The sequence below is a fragment of the uncultured Aquimonas sp. genome (assembly GCF_937888285.1).
GTDB lineage: Bacteria > Pseudomonadota > Gammaproteobacteria > Xanthomonadales > Xanthomonadaceae > Aquimonas.
Window position 1 is genome coordinate 64409 of record NZ_CALART010000030.1, and the last position, 14099, is coordinate 78507.

Here is a 14099-nt window from a genome sequence, read left to right on the forward strand (position 1 = left end):
CGTTCCTCTGGCGTGGGCTTACTGGGTCGGCGCGCTGGTGCTGCTGGCGCCCGGTGCAGCGATCTGCGCGGTCTCGCGCAGGGCGCGGATGCGCTCGCCGACCGCCTGCTGCAGCAGCTGCTGCTCGATGCCGGCGCGCACGGCCTCGAAGGCCGGCGGGGTGAAGTCACGGCTGGCAACGCGCCGCAGCACGTGGTAGCCGAAGCGCGTCTGCACGACCACCGGAGCGACTTCGCCATCGGCCAGCTGACCCAGCAGCTCGGCGAACTCCGGCGGCGTCTGGGTGAGGTTGGCCCAGCCCAGATCGCGTGCCTGCACGGCAGTCGCCGAGTAGCGCTGCATCAGCTCGGCGAAATCCGCGTCAGCGCCCAGCGCTTCCGCCAGGGCGGCGGCGGCGCTGGCCTCGTCGGCAAACAGGATGTGCTGGGCGTTGTATTCGACGCGCCCGGTGCGCTCGACCTCGCGCGCGTAGTAGTCGCGCAGCTCCTGCTCGCCGATGGTGACCTCGCCGCGCAGCGCATTCAGCTGATGGCTGGCCAGGACCTGCATGCGCCCCAGCGCCAGTTCGGCTTTCAGGGACTCCGAGCCCGACTCGCTGCCCGACAGCCCGGTCTGCGCCAGCAGCAGGGTCTCGATCAGGCGGTCCAGCGCCTGCTGGCGCTGCTCGGGCTGGGCGAGGTCAAGCCCGAGTCCGCGGGCGAAGGTCTCCAGCAGCGGCTGGGTGATGGACTCGCCGTTGACCACCGCCACCACCGGGCCTTCCGGCGGGCGCTGCAGCACCTGGTCCTCGCTGGCGTCCTGGGGGCTGCGCTGCGCGCATGCCGCCAAACCGATAGCTGCACAGAGTGCGGTGAGAATCAGACGGACAACAGCTGGGCGGATAACAGCAGGGCTCATCCCTGAAACTCCTCGGGGGCGTATGCGCGCATGGACAGCGCGTGGATATCGGTCTGCATCAGGCTGCCCACGGCCTCGTACACCGCACGATGGCGGGCGATGGCGTTGAGACCGGAAAAGGCGGGACTGACGATCAGCAGTGAAAAATGCCCGCGACCGTCGCGCGCGCCTTCATGGCCGGCATGCTTGTGGCTGTCGTCGCTGATCTCCAGCAGGCTGGGCTGCAGCGCGGCCAGCGCCGCGCGAATGGCCTCGACGCGCGCGCTCACGGCAGCACCGGGCGGAATGGCAGCACCTGCACGGATTCGTAGACGCCGGCCTCAAAGTACGGGTCGGTCTGCGCCCACTCGCGCGCGGCGGCGAAGTCCTCGAACTCGGCGACGATGGCCGAGCCGACGAAGCCCGCCTCGCCGGGATCTTCGGCGTCGATCGCCGGCAATGGACCGGCCAGCTTCAGCCGGCCCTCGTCGCGCAGCGCGTGCAGTCGCGCGAGATGCGCAGGCCGCACCTCCAGCCGTTTGGCCAAGGAGTCGGGCGCGTCACAGCCGATGATCAGGTACCACATGGCGCGGACCTCGCGGAGCGTGGAGAGCGGAACGGCGGCACCCGCCGGCGGAGCGCGGCCAGGCGGGCGGAAGTCACGGGGCTATCCGGCCCCGGTGCGGACCGCGCATCATATGCGCTCCCTCAAGCCCCCTCAAACGTCCCCGCCCCGTGCCGGGACGCTTTCGCGGGCGCGCTTTGCAAAGGAGCCCCATGGGCGATCGCATCGAAATCCATCCCGTGAACCCGCAGCCGCGGCAGATCCAGCGCGCGGTCGATGCGCTCAACCGCGGTGAGCTGCTGGTCGCGCCTTCGGATGCCGGCTATCTGTTCGCCTGGGCGATCGACGCGGTGCGCGCGGAGGAGCGCGTGCAGAAACTGCGCGGGCTGGACAGCAAGCATCCTTTCACCTTACTCTGCGCCCGCCTGAGCGAAGTCGGCCGGATGGCCAAGCTCGACGACAGTGCCTTCCGCATCGTCAAGCCCCTGGTTCCCGGGCCCTACACCTTCATCCTCCCGGTTTCTTCGGAACTGCCTCGGCGGTTCAAGCAGGCCAAGCGCAAGGTCATCGGCTGCCGCATTCCGGATCACCCGGTGCTGCAGGCGCTTCTCGAAGCCTGGGGTTCGCCCCTGCTCTCGACCACTCTGGAGCTCTCCGCGGACGCCGCCGAAGAGTCACCGGACCGTCAGGATGCCTTCGAAGTCGCGGAGCACGCCCTGCGTCACGTCGATCTGATGCTGGATTCCGGGGATTGCCCACCCGGGCCGACCAGCGTGGTCGATCTGTCTGGAGACGTTCCGGTGCTGGTCCGCAAGGGCACGGGCGCGGTGGACTTCCTGGACAGCTGAAGTCGCGCACGGACGGGGTCCGTCCCCTGCGCTCAGCCAAGTGCCATCCACGAGCGTAGTCGGAATCAAGCATCACCAGCGAAGCGGATCCGCTTCGCGCGGCCGAGGGGACGGCCGCAGGCGGCAGCTGCCGCCGCAAGCACCTTGTGTGGACCTGCTGCGTCGTCCGGATCGCCAGCCGTCCACTGAAAGTCCGCCAGGCCGGTCCGGCCCGGCGCTGACGATTGACCCAGGCGCGCAGCGCGCCATGCAGAGACCAGGATTCATCTCAACGATGACCGTCGATTCGGCGCAGCCCGCCGACACCAGTGCCAGCCCGTCGCCCAGCGGCCCACCCCAGCAGCAGGAAATGCCGCTGGCGATGGTGCGTGGCCAGCCGGTGCTGCAGATTCCGCAGGATCTGTACATCCCGCCGGACGCGCTGGAGGTCATCCTCGATGCCTTCGAAGGCCCACTCGACCTGCTGCTCTACCTGATCCGCCGGCAGAACCTCGACATCCTCGATATCCCGGTCGCCGAGATCACCCGCCAGTACATCGACTACATCGGCCTGATGCAGGACATCAAGCTGGAGCTGGCCGCCGAATACCTGGTGATGGCCGCGATCCTGGCCGAGATCAAGTCGCGCCTGCTGCTGCCGCGCCCGCCCAGCGCCGAGGGCGAGGAAGAAGACCCGCGCGCCGAGTTGGTGCGCCGCCTGCAGGAGTACGAGCGCTTCCGCCAGGCCGCACAGGACATTGATGCCCTGCCCCGCATCGAGCGTGACACCCAGGTGGTGCATGCGCAGACTGGCGACCGCACGAGCGTACGCCTGCCTCCGCCGGTCGACCTGCGCGAGATGCTGCTGGCCCTGCGCGACGTGCTGAAGCGCGCCGAGCTGTTCAGCCACCACAACATCCGCCGCGAGGCGCTGAGCGTGCGTGCGCGCATGGGCGAGCACCTGGAGCGCCTCTCGCACGGCCGCTTCGTGTCCTTCATCGAGCTGTTCCGCGCCGAGGAGGGCCGCCTCGGCGTGGTGGTCAGCTTCCTTGCGATGCTGGAGCTGGCCAAGGAAATGTTGATCGAGATCGTGCAGGAGGCCCCGCTGGCGCCGATCTTCGTTCGCGCGCTCGGCGCCAGCGCCGAGGACGCAGACACCACGATCGCCGACGCCCTGCCCAGCAGCGACGGCAGCGATCTCGATGACACCGGCGAGGGCGTGTTCGCCGATGAGATGCCGTCGCTCCCGCGTGCTGCCTCCGCGGATGTGTCGGAGACCGATCCAATCGACGCCGACGCCGACGCCGAACAGCAGGCGACACCCCCTGCCCCAGTCCGCACCGAGGAGCCCTAGCCCACGCATGGACTTCGACCTGCTCAAGCGCATTCTTGAAGCGGCCCTGCTGGCGGCCCCGCAGCCGCTGACGGTGGCCCAGCTGACCGACCTGTTCGGCGAGGGCGAAGCGCCGCCCGCCGACGACATCCGCCGCGCCCTCCATGCGCTGCAGGAAGACAGCGCCAGCCGCGGCGTCGAGCTGCTGGAAGTCGCCTCGGGCTTCCGCTACCAGGTGCGCACCGAGATCTACCCGCACATCGCGCGCCTGTGGGCAGAGAAGCCCGCGCGCTATTCGCGTGCTCTGCTCGAAACTCTCGCGCTGATCGCCTATCGGCAGCCGATCACGCGCGGCGAGATCGAGGCCATCCGCGGCGTGGCGGTGAACAGCCAGATCATCCGCACCCTGGAAGAGCGCGAGTGGATCCGCGTGGTCGGCCACCGCGATGTGCCCGGCAAGCCGGCCCTGTTCGGCACCACCCGCGCCTTCCTCGACTACTTCAACCTGAAGAGCCTCGATCAGCTGCCGCCGCTGTCTGCCCTGCAGGAGCTGCCGGACATCGAGCCCGAACTGGACTTCGACGGCGCGCGCGCGAAGGCTGCGCTGCCGGCCGGTGCTGCCGACGCTGGCGAGGCCCAGGATGCGGGGGCCACGACACTCGAAGCCGACGCCGCCCAAGCCGCCATCGATCCAAATGCTGAAGAAAGTGCGCAAACACTGGCCGCGCCCGGAGACAGCGCCACGGCCGGCAACACAGATGCAAACACGCCGCCAGCGGCGTTGACCGCTGCAGACGCAGACGCAGACGCAGACGCAGAAGTGTCCACCGCAGGCGGCGACGCTGACGCGGCCCTCGCCGACCCCGACAGCAGCGACGGCGCCCAGCACGCCGATGCCTACGAGAACGATCTCGACACCGCGGCGCGCCTCGACGAGGAGCGCGCCGCGTCCAACACCACAGACACCACCGACCCCACGGGCGAGTCCGAGACTTCGCCGGAGCAGATTCCATGAGTGAGACACCCCGCCGCGTCCTGTCCCTGAAGCGCGAAGGCGCTGCCGCCATCCGCGTCGAAGAGCGCCTGCACAAGGTACTGGCCACCGCCGGGCTCGGCTCGCGCCGAGCGCTGGAAGAGCGCATCGCCCGCGGCGAAGTCAAGGTCAACGGCGAAGTCGCCGCGACCGGCAGCAGCGTCGCCTCCGGCGACCGCGTCGAGATCGACGGCCGCGCCTTCGTCGCCGCCAACCAGAGCGAGCCGGTGCAGGTGCTGCTGTACAACAAGCCCGAGGGCGAGCTGACCACCCGCGATGACCCCGAAGGCCGCGCCACCGTGTTCGAGAAGCTGCCCAAGCTGAAGAACGCGCGCTGGATCGCGGTCGGCAGGCTCGACATCAACACCACCGGCCTGCTGCTGCTGACCACCGACGGCGAGCTCGCCAACGCGCTGATGCATCCCAGCACCGAGGTCGAGCGCGAATACGTCTGCCGCATCCACGGCGAGGTCAGCGAGGACGTCATCCGCCAGCTGCAGCGCGGCGTCCAGCTCGACGACGGCGAAGCGAAGTTCGACGTCATCGAGCCGATCGGCTCCAGCGACAGTCACGCCTGGTTCCGCGTGGTCCTGCGCGAAGGCCGCAACCGCGAAGTGCGCCGGATGTGGGAAGCCGTCGGCTTCACCGTCAGCCGCCTGAAGCGCGTGCGCTACGGCGGCGTCGAGCTGCCGCGCCTGTTGAAGCGCGGCATGAGCGAAGCGCTGCCGGCCGAACAGGTCGACGCGCTGCGCGCCAGCCTCAACCTGCCGCCGCCGGAAGCCAACCTGACCCTGCAGCCGGTGATCGGCCAGCGCCGCGCCAAGACCAGCGAGTACCGCCCGGCCGCGCGCGAGCAGAAGGCCTGGACCCAGGGCGCCTATGGCGACGAGGGTCGCGAACTGCGCGCCTTCGACAACATCCGCGAGGACGCCCCGCGCGGCCGCGGGCGCGGACCGGGACGCGGTGGTCCCGGCGGCCCCGCTGGCAAGCGCAAGCCCGGCGGCAAGCCGGGCGGCTTCAAGTCCGGCCCCGGCGCGCCCGGCGGCCCGCGCGGCGCGGCCAAGCGCCCGGACAACTACGGCAACACCCTGACCGCGCCCGGCGGCGAAGCCCGCGGCCGCGGCGGCCCGCGCGTGCGCAGCGGCAACAGCACGGCCGCGGGCGGCGCCAGCGCCAGCGGCGAGTTCCGCAGCTGGTACGTGCCCGAGGGCGTGACCACCACCAGCCCCTCGGCCCGCCCGCAGAACCGTCCCACCGGCCGCCCCGGTGGTCCGGGCGGCGCCGGTCGTCCGGGTGCGCCGGCGCGTTCGGGTGGCCCTGGCCGGCCCGCGGGCCCGGGCGGCCCCGGTGGCTCGAAGTTCGGCAAGCCGGGAGGCCGTCCGGGCGGCGCGCCCGGCGGACGCCCCGGTGGCTCGCCGGGTGGCAAGCCGTCAGGCAAGCCGGGCGGCCCACGCCCGGGTGGGCATGGTCCCAAGGGTCATGGACCCGGTGGACGCGGCCCGCAGGGCACGCCCAAGGGCCCGCGCGGTCCGCGCTGAGGCCGGTCCGCCCTGCCACGCTGCACTTGGATCCTCCGGCATCCCTGGGGCGCCCGCCTACGGCGGGGCGCCCCGAAAGCCGGGGTAGAAAGCGCCTCGCGCCGCCAACGCCGGGTTCGCGGAGACGCCTGGCACAGTCTGCGTCTGCGCCCAGGCACACCGCAGGCGCGCGGCCGAAAACACGGCCGGCGCAGTCCCCGCGCCGAGGCGGGTACGGCTCAATCCGCGTCGAAGCGGTGACATGACTATCGGCACAAGGGTTGCAGCCGCTCGGGGACTCCCCGCAAAGCGCGCTCCCCAGTGCACATCGCAGGCGCCCCCCGGCGCGATCGGCTGAATCACCTGCTTGGCTACATCCTGCTCGGCGGCTGGATGCTGGCCATGGGCTGGGCCTTCTGGCTGATCGAGGGTCGCCCGGCGCATGCGCGCGCCCAGCTCGCGTCCGCCCCCCAGCGCGTGGAATCCATCGAATCCTGGGGCGCTTCCCGCGGCGCCGGCCGCAACCAGCGTCCGCTGCTGATCCTGCTGCCCTCGTCCTGCGTCTGCGCAGGCGACGCGGTCCTGCGCGAGCGTCTGAAGGCGCTGGCGCACTCCACGGGACTGGCATCCCAAATCGCTGCCACCAGCGAAGCGCCCCACGACCTGCTGCCGCCCGGCACCGGCGCCGCCCTGTTCAACACCCAAGGCAGGCTGCTGTTCGCCGGACCGCTCGAATCCCCTCTCCACTGCAGCGACGGCCGCAGCCTGGTCGAACTGGTGCTTCCGCATGCGGCCGACGACCGACCGCCGCTGTGGGCGCCGGTGATCGACGAGCCCTGCGCCTGCGATGGCCGCTATCTCCCCACCTGACACCCGACGGATCCCCATGAGCGCTACGCCGCTGAACTATCTGGACGAACTGCGCCGCGATGCCGATCGCGTCATGCTGGCTCTGGTGGGGGTCATGACCCTGCTGTCGCTGGGTTTGGCCCTGGGCACCGGCACCTGGGGCAGCTTCCTGCTGATCGGCGTGCCGACCGCCGGCATCTGCGCCGCCCAGGTGCTGCTGAACAACGGCGCCCTGTCAACGCGCCTCACCATTGCCGCCGCCTTCATGGTGCTGTCGGGCCTCACCATCCACCAGGCCCACGGCATGATCGAGATGCACTTCAGCATCTTCGTGCTGTTGGCCCTGCTGCTCTACTACCGCGACTGGATTCCGATCGTCTTCGCCGCGGCGGTGATCGCCGTGCACCATCTGGCCTTCGACTACATGCAGCGCCAGGGCCTGCCGGTGTGGGTGTTCGTGGCCGACACCGGCTTCATCATCGTCGTGATCCACGCGCTTTTCGTGGTGGCGGAAACCCTCGTGCTGGTGATCATGGCGCGTTCGCTTCAACGCGAAGTGCAGATGGTCGGCGCCAACCCGGCGCGCCTGATCTCGGTGGCGCGTCGGCTGGCCGATGGCGAGCCCGCCGATCTCGACAGCCTGGGCAAGGTCCCCGATGGCAGCATCGCCGACGCGGTGATGCGCAGCGCCGCGGCGATCGAGACCTCGCTGGGCCAGGTCGACGAGGTCATGGGCGCGATCGCCCAAGGCGACTTCAGCGGCCGCGTCGATTCCGCCGGCAAGCGTGGTCGCTACCTGCATATCGCCGACTCGATCAATCGCTCCTGCCAGCAGCTTGACGACGTGCTGGGCGCGACAACGCGCGCGGCCGGCCAGCTGGCTGCCGGCGATCTGGGCGCGCGGCTCGACATGGCCGCCGAGGGACGCTTCGAAGTCCTGCGCGACAGCATCAACACCCTGCGCCACAGCCTGCGCAACTTCATCCAGATGCAGGACGGCGCACTGGTCGCGGCCCGCGCCGGCGACACCGCCCACCGCATCGATGCCACTCGGATGCAAGGTTTCCAGAAGCAGCTGGCCGAGGGCATCAACAGCCTTGTGCAGCTGTTCGGCGACGTGCTGGGCGATGCCGGGCGCATGATGCAGGGCCTGGCCCGCGGCGACCTGCGCGAACGCATGCGCGGCGAGTACCAGGGCACCTATGCACGGCTCGCCAGCGACGCCAACAGCGCGGCGCAGGCCATGGCCGACACCATCAGAGGAATCAACGCCGCGAGCCAGACCATCCGCCAGGCCGCCGCCGAGATCGCCGCCGGCAACGCCGACCTGTCCTCGCGCACCGAACAGCAGGCCGCTGCTCTTGAGGAGACCGCGGCGAGCATGGAGGAGCTCACCTCCACCGTGCGCGGCAATGCCGAGAACGCGCGCTCGGCCAATCAGCTGGCGATCGGCGCCGGCGACGTCGCCGAGCGCGGCGGGCAGGCCGTACATCAGGTCGTCGACACCATGGGCCAGATCAACGCGCAGTCGCGCAAGATCGAGGACATCATCGGCGTCATCGACGGCATCGCCTTCCAGACCAACATCCTCGCCCTGAACGCCGCGGTCGAGGCCGCCCGCGCCGGCGAGCAGGGCCGCGGCTTCGCGGTGGTGGCCTCGGAGGTGCGCTCGCTGGCCCAGCGCTCGGCGGCTGCGGCAAAAGAGATCAAGCAGCTCATTTCCGAAACCGTCGAGCGCGTTGGCAGCGGCAGCCAGCTGGTCGACTCGGCAGGTGCCACCATGGCCGAGATCCTGTCGGCGGTGAAGCGCGTCACCGACATCATGGGCGAGATCAGCGCGGCCTCGGCCGAGCAGACCTCGGGCATCGAACAGGTCAGCGCCACCGTCACCCACATGGACGAGGCCACCCAGCAGAACGCGGCACTCGTCGAAGAAGCCACCGCCGCCGCGCGCACGCTCGAAGAGCAGGCGAACCAGCTGGCGGAAGCGGTCGCGCGCTTCAAGCTGTAGGCAGCGCCCGCTCCCGCTGCAGGCGCTGACGCAGTCGCGCTGGCTTCGGGATCAGCGTCATCGTGTGCCAGTGTTGGGCGCCCGCAGCGCCTCGGATGGGCAGCGCAGGGCCACCGAGCGCCGCGGTGCGCGACGCGCGCACCCTACCCACAGACGACTGCCCCGTAGGGTGCGCGTGTCGCGCACCGGACAGAGCTGGGGACGCCGCGCCACAGCCCGAGCCCAAGCCACTCGACACGACATCGCCCGCACGATGCCGCGAGGACCCCGGAATCACCGCGGCAGGCGGCTCAGCGCTTCAAACGCACCCACGCCCTCCGCAGCAGGCCGATCGCCCGCCCCAGACGCGAGCGCGCGAGCAAGGCCCGCGCCTGGTCCAGCTCGGTGGTGATGCGGCCAACATCGCGATACAGGCGCTGGATGTGCTGATCGCGCCGGGTGATCAGCACGCGCAGTTCCTGCGCGTCAGCCTCGCTCAGCGTGTGTCCGGCGGCGAAGCGCTCGGGCAGGGGGCGGTCGACATAGATCGTCGAATGCGAATCGGCCAACTCCTCGGCGGGCCGCTCCTGGGTGTAGAAGTACAGGGCGATCGAGCGCCGCGACAGACTTCGGCGGGCCTCGGGCAGGTCGATGCGCTCGAAGCCGTGCCAGCTGATCTCGTTGGTCTCGAAGATCACGCAGCGGTTGTCCATCGGAGCGATCCGCACGATCTCGTCGTCAGCCGCGCGCGGATCGCGATGCAGGTCGAGGCAGCCGCCCCAGGCCTCGTCCCATTCCGGGTTCAGATACACGATCAGGTTCAGCCGCCGATGCCAGCCGGTGATCGGATGCCGGTTGAAATCGACGTGGGCATCGAGGTCCTGGCCGTGGCGGTTCTCATGGGTACCGCCGCCGAAGTACCAGGGGTCGTAGAGCAGATCGGGAATGCCGGTCAGCGTGGACACCAGGTCCAGGAAGGACTTGGATTGGATCAGGTCATCGAGCGCGGCATAGGCCGGGCCGATCGCGCGGATGCGCTCCACCACCGCCTTGTTGCCGATCTCGCCCTGCTCGTTCCTGGCAAAGCGCGGATCGAAATCCGGGAACTCTGCGCGCAGGCGCTCTAAGTAGTCGGGCCGGAAGAAGCCCTCGACCTGCAGGTGGCGGAAGGGTTGGGCGCTCTGGAAGCCGTCGCCCAGCGCGGCGGCACGGCTGAGCACGTCGACGCTGACAAGATCCTGGATCGAAGACATGGGGAAATCCGGTCGGTGCGGGGCCGGCTCGCAGTGACAGCGACCCGGCGAAGGCTGCGAACGATAGCAGGGCGGACGCGGCGTGCAGCCCGCGCAAGGACTCGCGCTCAGGCCTGGCGCAGGCAGTCGCGTCCGGCGCTCTTGGCTGCATAGAGCGCGCCATCCGCCAGTGCAAGGCTGGCATCGACCCCACCGCTGGGGGCCGCGAAGGCCAGCCCGGCGCTGGCGCGATACTCGATGATCTGGCCGCCGACCTGCACGCGACGCTCGCGAACCCGCGCCAGCAAACGCTCGGCCCACTGCCAGGCGAACTCCGGCGGATGCGCCGGCAGCAGGCAGAGGAACTCCTCGCCGCCCCAGCGACCGACAGCGCCCCGTTCGGGCACTTCCGACAGCAGCAGTTCGGCGAAATCACGCAGTACGGCGTCACCGGCGCGATGGCCCAGGCTGTCGTTGATGCGCTTGAAGTGGTCGAGGTCGATCATCAGCAGCGCCGGCCGCTCGCCCGTCTCGCGGGCGAAGTCCGCCTGCAGGCGCTCGATCAGGCTGCGGCGATTGCTGAGCCCGGTCAGCGGATCCTGCAGCGAGAGGTTCTTGAAGCGCTGGTTGGCCTCGCCCAGGGCCAGGGCGGTGGCTTCCAGCGCCTCCTTCTGCCGGCGCAACTCACGAGTGCGCTCGCTGACCAGGCGTTCAAGCCGCGAGCGCTGGCGGGTCAGGCTGCGCACCCGCCACAGGTACAGGGCCAGCAGGACCAGCAGCACTGCCACCACGGCAGCGCCGCGAAACAGCCAGGATTCGGTCCACGGCGGCACGACTTCGAAGGAGACCAGCGCCGCCTCGGCCCGCTGCCCCTGGTTGTCGACCTCGAGCTGCAGCGTGCTGGTACCGGCCGGCACGTGGTCGAGGATCAGGGAGCGCCGCGTGCCGAGGTCGATGAAGGCCTGGTCCTCGCGCAGCCGATAGCGGAAGCGAACGCTCTCGGGCTGGTTGAAGACGAGCCCGGTGAAGTCGAGGATCAGTGGACCATGGTCATGCGGCAGGCGCAGCGTGCCCGGAGCGGTGCCCGAAGGCGCCAGCGAGGGCACGGCTTCGCCGTCGACGCGCAGGTCGGACAGCCGGGGCCGCGGCAGCTCCAGCGCATCCGGCAGGGCGGCAGGGTCGAACGCTGTAAGACCGTCGATCCCGCCAAAGTACAGCCAGCCGTTGCGGCCAAGCGCCTCGGCCTGGGTCGCGAACTCGTCAGCGGCAATGCCCTGTGCGCGGGTGAACAGGCGCAGGCCACCGCCGCGCGGCTCGTAGCGCAGCAGCCCGCGATTGCTGGTGATCCACAGCATGCCGCTGCGATCGCTGACGAGACCCAGCGCGGGGCCATAGGGCAAGCCCTCGGCACGCCCCAGCGCCCGAAGCTGCAGCTGCTCCGGCGCATCCGGATTGCCGACCCGGACCACGCCACCATTGGTGGCCAGCCAGAGGCTGCCGTCGGTATGCCGATGGATGTCCCAGACGATGGGCGCCGGCAGGCCGTGCTCGACGCCGTAGCGGGCGATTGTCGCGCCGTCCGCATCGAGGATCGCGAGCCCGGCCCAGCTGCCCACCCACACGCGCTGCTGCGGGTCGATGTACAGCGACTGAATGTTCTCCATCTGGCGCCGCCGCCACAGCGGGAACTCCGGCGTCGCCAGCGAGATCCCCGCGCGCTCGCTGCCGCCGGACTCGATCCGACTCAAGCCCGAGGAGGAACCCACCCAGATCCGACCGCGGGCATCCTCGGCCAGCACGCGCACGCCCGCCATCGCGACCTCGACGCCGATCGGCTGCTCGCGCTGCCAGGGTTCGAACTCGCCAGTGCGCAGGAAGAGGCCGTCGTCGGTGCCCGCCCACAGGCGGCCGTCGCGGCCTTCCAGCAGGGCCCAGACCAGACGTGAGGTCATCGGCAGCACATCTTCGGCACTACCGAAGGGCTCGCTTTCGAAACGCCAGGGCTCGCCGAGCCGGCGCTCGCCGCGCACGCGCTGCACGCCGCCGCCGAAGGTGCCCAGCCAGAGGTCGCCGTTGCGGGCCTCGAGGATCGCGCGCACGCGATGATGATTGAGCGCGGCCGGCCCTTCATCGCGGTAGCCTTCGACGTGGAAGGCGCGGTCCTGCGGCGTGAAGCGCACCAGCCCCTCACCCCAGTAGCCCGCGAACACGCCACCCTGCTCATCGGACAGCAGCGACTGCACGAGGAAGCCACGACCCGCGAGGCGCGCGGCGCGGCGGTGGTTCATCACCCGCAGGCAGTCACAGCCCGGATCGAACCAGGCCAGGCCCTGGTCAGTGCCAACGAACACCGAGCCGTCGGGCCCCGCGGCCAGCGAGAGGATGCGGCGCGAGCGCAGGCCCACCGACTGCGGCTGGCCGGGCAGGAAGTGCCGCGTCTCGCCGGTATCCAGCCGCAGCCGGAACAGGCCCTGGTCCCAGGCGCCGATCCACAGAACGCCGGCCGGATGCTCCAGGAACGCATCGGTGTTGAAGGGTGCGGTCGATCCCTGCACCGGAAAGGGCAGCAGCTCGCCATTGCTGTCGACGCGGAACATGCCGTCACCGCTGCCGACCCAGACACCGCTGCTGCTCGCATGCAGCTCCCAGAACTCGCGGCCAGCGTGCTCCGGCTGCTGTGCCAGGCGTTCCACCTTGAAATCGGCCTGCATGGGATCACCGTCCCAGGCGAGTCGCTCCAGACCACCTCGCGAGGCCAGCAGCAGTCGCCCCGGCCCGGTCACCTCGACCGAGGTCAGGTGCTCCGCCTGCAGTCCATCGTCGACGCCCAGGTGGCGAAAGCGCCCGTCGCGCCGATCGAAGACGATCAGGCCGCCGCCATTGGTGGCGAGGAACAGATAGGGGTCCTGCAGGGCGAGGTCCGAGATGTAGTTCGCGGCCGCGCCCACTCCCAGCGACTCGGACGGCCGGTACACCCGGAACTCGTAGCCATCGAAGCGGTTGAGCCCATCCTCGGTCGCCAGCCAGACGAAGCCTTCGGCGTCCTGGACCATCGACAGCACCGAGTTCTGCGACAGGCCGTTGGCCACCGAGTACTCGGTGGCGGCGCGTGCGGGGAACGGAAACAGCAAAGCGAGGGCTAGCAAGGCGAGGGCTCGCCCTCGCCTGACGCACCGCTCTATGGGCCACGGTTCAGAGTGGAACATGAAGGTCACAACTGGAGGCGATCACAGCAGGATGCAGGATTCGGACCGCTATCCGAACAATTGCTGGGGCGCGTTGAGTCATCGGCACCACTGCATCTCACACGGAACCCCGTCGTAATCCCCGTCCATCTCGACGCCCGGACAGTTCCGCAGGAAGTACTCGGCCTCTGCACAGGATCGCATCTGGGGGCAACGGGTGCGCCCGTCACACTGGAAACTCTCCACTTCACGCACCGCGGCTGGGGCCGCAATGTGAGCTGGCGGCTTGATCAAGCGCGCCACCGGCTCAGCGAGCTGCTCACTGTGCCAGCCCTCGCCACTCAACAGGAATGCGAAGCCGGCGAGTGCCGCGATAACGATCAAACCCCGCAGCCACGCGGGAGCTGCGTGCTCCCGTGCCTGCATTGGCAAATGCCGCCCGGGGGCTTCAACAGGATTCACATCACCTGGGCGTAACACATCGATGGCCTGCTTTCGGCCCGCGGTATCCGAACCTAGCTCGTACGACACGACGAGACCCGCGTATGGACGAATCTCGGAGGCCCGAAAGCTCGACAAACGAACGAAAACGCGCTCGTTCGACCCCGCAGGTTCGATGAAGCCAAAGCCTCGCGCTTCCCTCCACTCGATCAGTACGCCGTGTCGTCGCATGGCTCTCGCCTGAGTTGGAG

General features: G+C 69.9%; 11 protein-coding genes and 1 pseudogene. 6 read left to right on the forward strand and 6 right to left on the reverse strand.

Features of this window, described 5'->3' with window-relative positions:
* Positions 1-18: 18 nt before the first annotated feature.
* The 3 genes from Q0654_RS08340 to Q0654_RS08350 are packed head-to-tail and all read right to left on the reverse strand — an operon-like array spanning position 19 to position 1462.
* Entirely contained in the window at positions 19-897 is an 879-nt protein-coding gene (locus Q0654_RS08340; RefSeq protein WP_298852644.1) for a peptidyl-prolyl cis-trans isomerase, read from the reverse strand.
* Complete coding sequence (locus Q0654_RS08345) at positions 894-1166, reverse strand: BolA family protein (RefSeq protein ID WP_298852646.1); 273 nt, start codon at positions 1164-1166, stop codon at positions 894-896. Before Q0654_RS08345 ends, Q0654_RS08340 begins: the two co-directional genes overlap by 4 nt.
* The gene (locus Q0654_RS08350) at positions 1163-1462 is read right to left on the reverse strand and encodes a YciI family protein (protein WP_298852647.1); all 300 of its coding nucleotides are present in this window, start codon (positions 1460-1462) and stop codon (positions 1163-1165) included. Before Q0654_RS08350 ends, Q0654_RS08345 begins: the two co-directional genes overlap by 4 nt.
* Positions 1463-1653: 191 nt before the next feature.
* On the opposite strand from Q0654_RS08350, the gene Q0654_RS08355 reads away from it, so the two are divergent.
* The 6 genes and pseudogenes from Q0654_RS08355 to Q0654_RS08380 all read left to right on the forward strand — a co-directional run bounded on the left by Q0654_RS08355 (position 1654) and on the right by Q0654_RS08380 (position 9011).
* Positions 1654-2289: an L-threonylcarbamoyladenylate synthase gene (locus tag Q0654_RS08355; RefSeq protein ID WP_298852649.1), complete on the forward strand. Its 636-nt coding sequence runs from the start codon at positions 1654-1656 to the stop codon at positions 2287-2289.
* 274 nt (positions 2290-2563) lie between these two features.
* Positions 2564-3400 (forward strand): annotated as a pseudogene (locus tag Q0654_RS08360) (ScpA family protein); the annotation flags it as partial.
* Positions 3401-3629: 229 nt separating this feature from the next.
* Complete coding sequence (gene scpB / locus Q0654_RS08365) at positions 3630-4616, forward strand: SMC-Scp complex subunit ScpB (RefSeq protein WP_298852651.1); 987 nt, start codon at positions 3630-3632, stop codon at positions 4614-4616.
* Complete coding sequence (gene rluB, locus Q0654_RS08370; RefSeq protein ID WP_298852654.1) at positions 4613-6172, forward strand: 23S rRNA pseudouridine(2605) synthase RluB; 1560 nt, start codon at positions 4613-4615, stop codon at positions 6170-6172. The genes scpB and rluB overlap by 4 nt, the downstream gene beginning before the upstream one ends.
* A 300-nt stretch (positions 6173-6472) precedes the next feature.
* A complete protein-coding gene (locus Q0654_RS08375) occupies positions 6473-7021 on the forward strand; it encodes a DUF6436 domain-containing protein (protein WP_298852656.1) in 549 nt (182 codons plus the stop codon).
* Positions 7022-7037: 16 nt separating this feature from the next.
* The gene (locus Q0654_RS08380; RefSeq protein WP_298852658.1) at positions 7038-9011 is read left to right on the forward strand and encodes a methyl-accepting chemotaxis protein; all 1974 of its coding nucleotides are present in this window, start codon (positions 7038-7040) and stop codon (positions 9009-9011) included.
* 290 nt (positions 9012-9301) lie between these two features.
* Here the strand turns inward: Q0654_RS08380 and Q0654_RS08385 are convergent, their stop codons facing one another.
* From Q0654_RS08385 to Q0654_RS08395, 3 genes are all read right to left on the reverse strand, one after another.
* On the reverse strand, positions 9302-10243 hold the full coding sequence (locus Q0654_RS08385) for a 2OG-Fe(II) oxygenase (RefSeq protein ID WP_298852661.1): 942 nt from the start codon (positions 10241-10243) through the stop codon (positions 9302-9304).
* Between the two features lie 107 nt (positions 10244-10350).
* A complete protein-coding gene (locus Q0654_RS08390; RefSeq protein ID WP_298852664.1) occupies positions 10351-13368 on the reverse strand; it encodes a diguanylate cyclase in 3018 nt (1005 codons plus the stop codon).
* A gap of 138 nt (positions 13369-13506) precedes the next feature.
* Positions 13507-14079: an excalibur calcium-binding domain-containing protein gene (locus tag Q0654_RS08395; RefSeq protein ID WP_298852667.1), complete on the reverse strand. Its 573-nt coding sequence runs from the start codon at positions 14077-14079 to the stop codon at positions 13507-13509.
* Positions 14080-14099 lie beyond the last annotated feature (20 nt).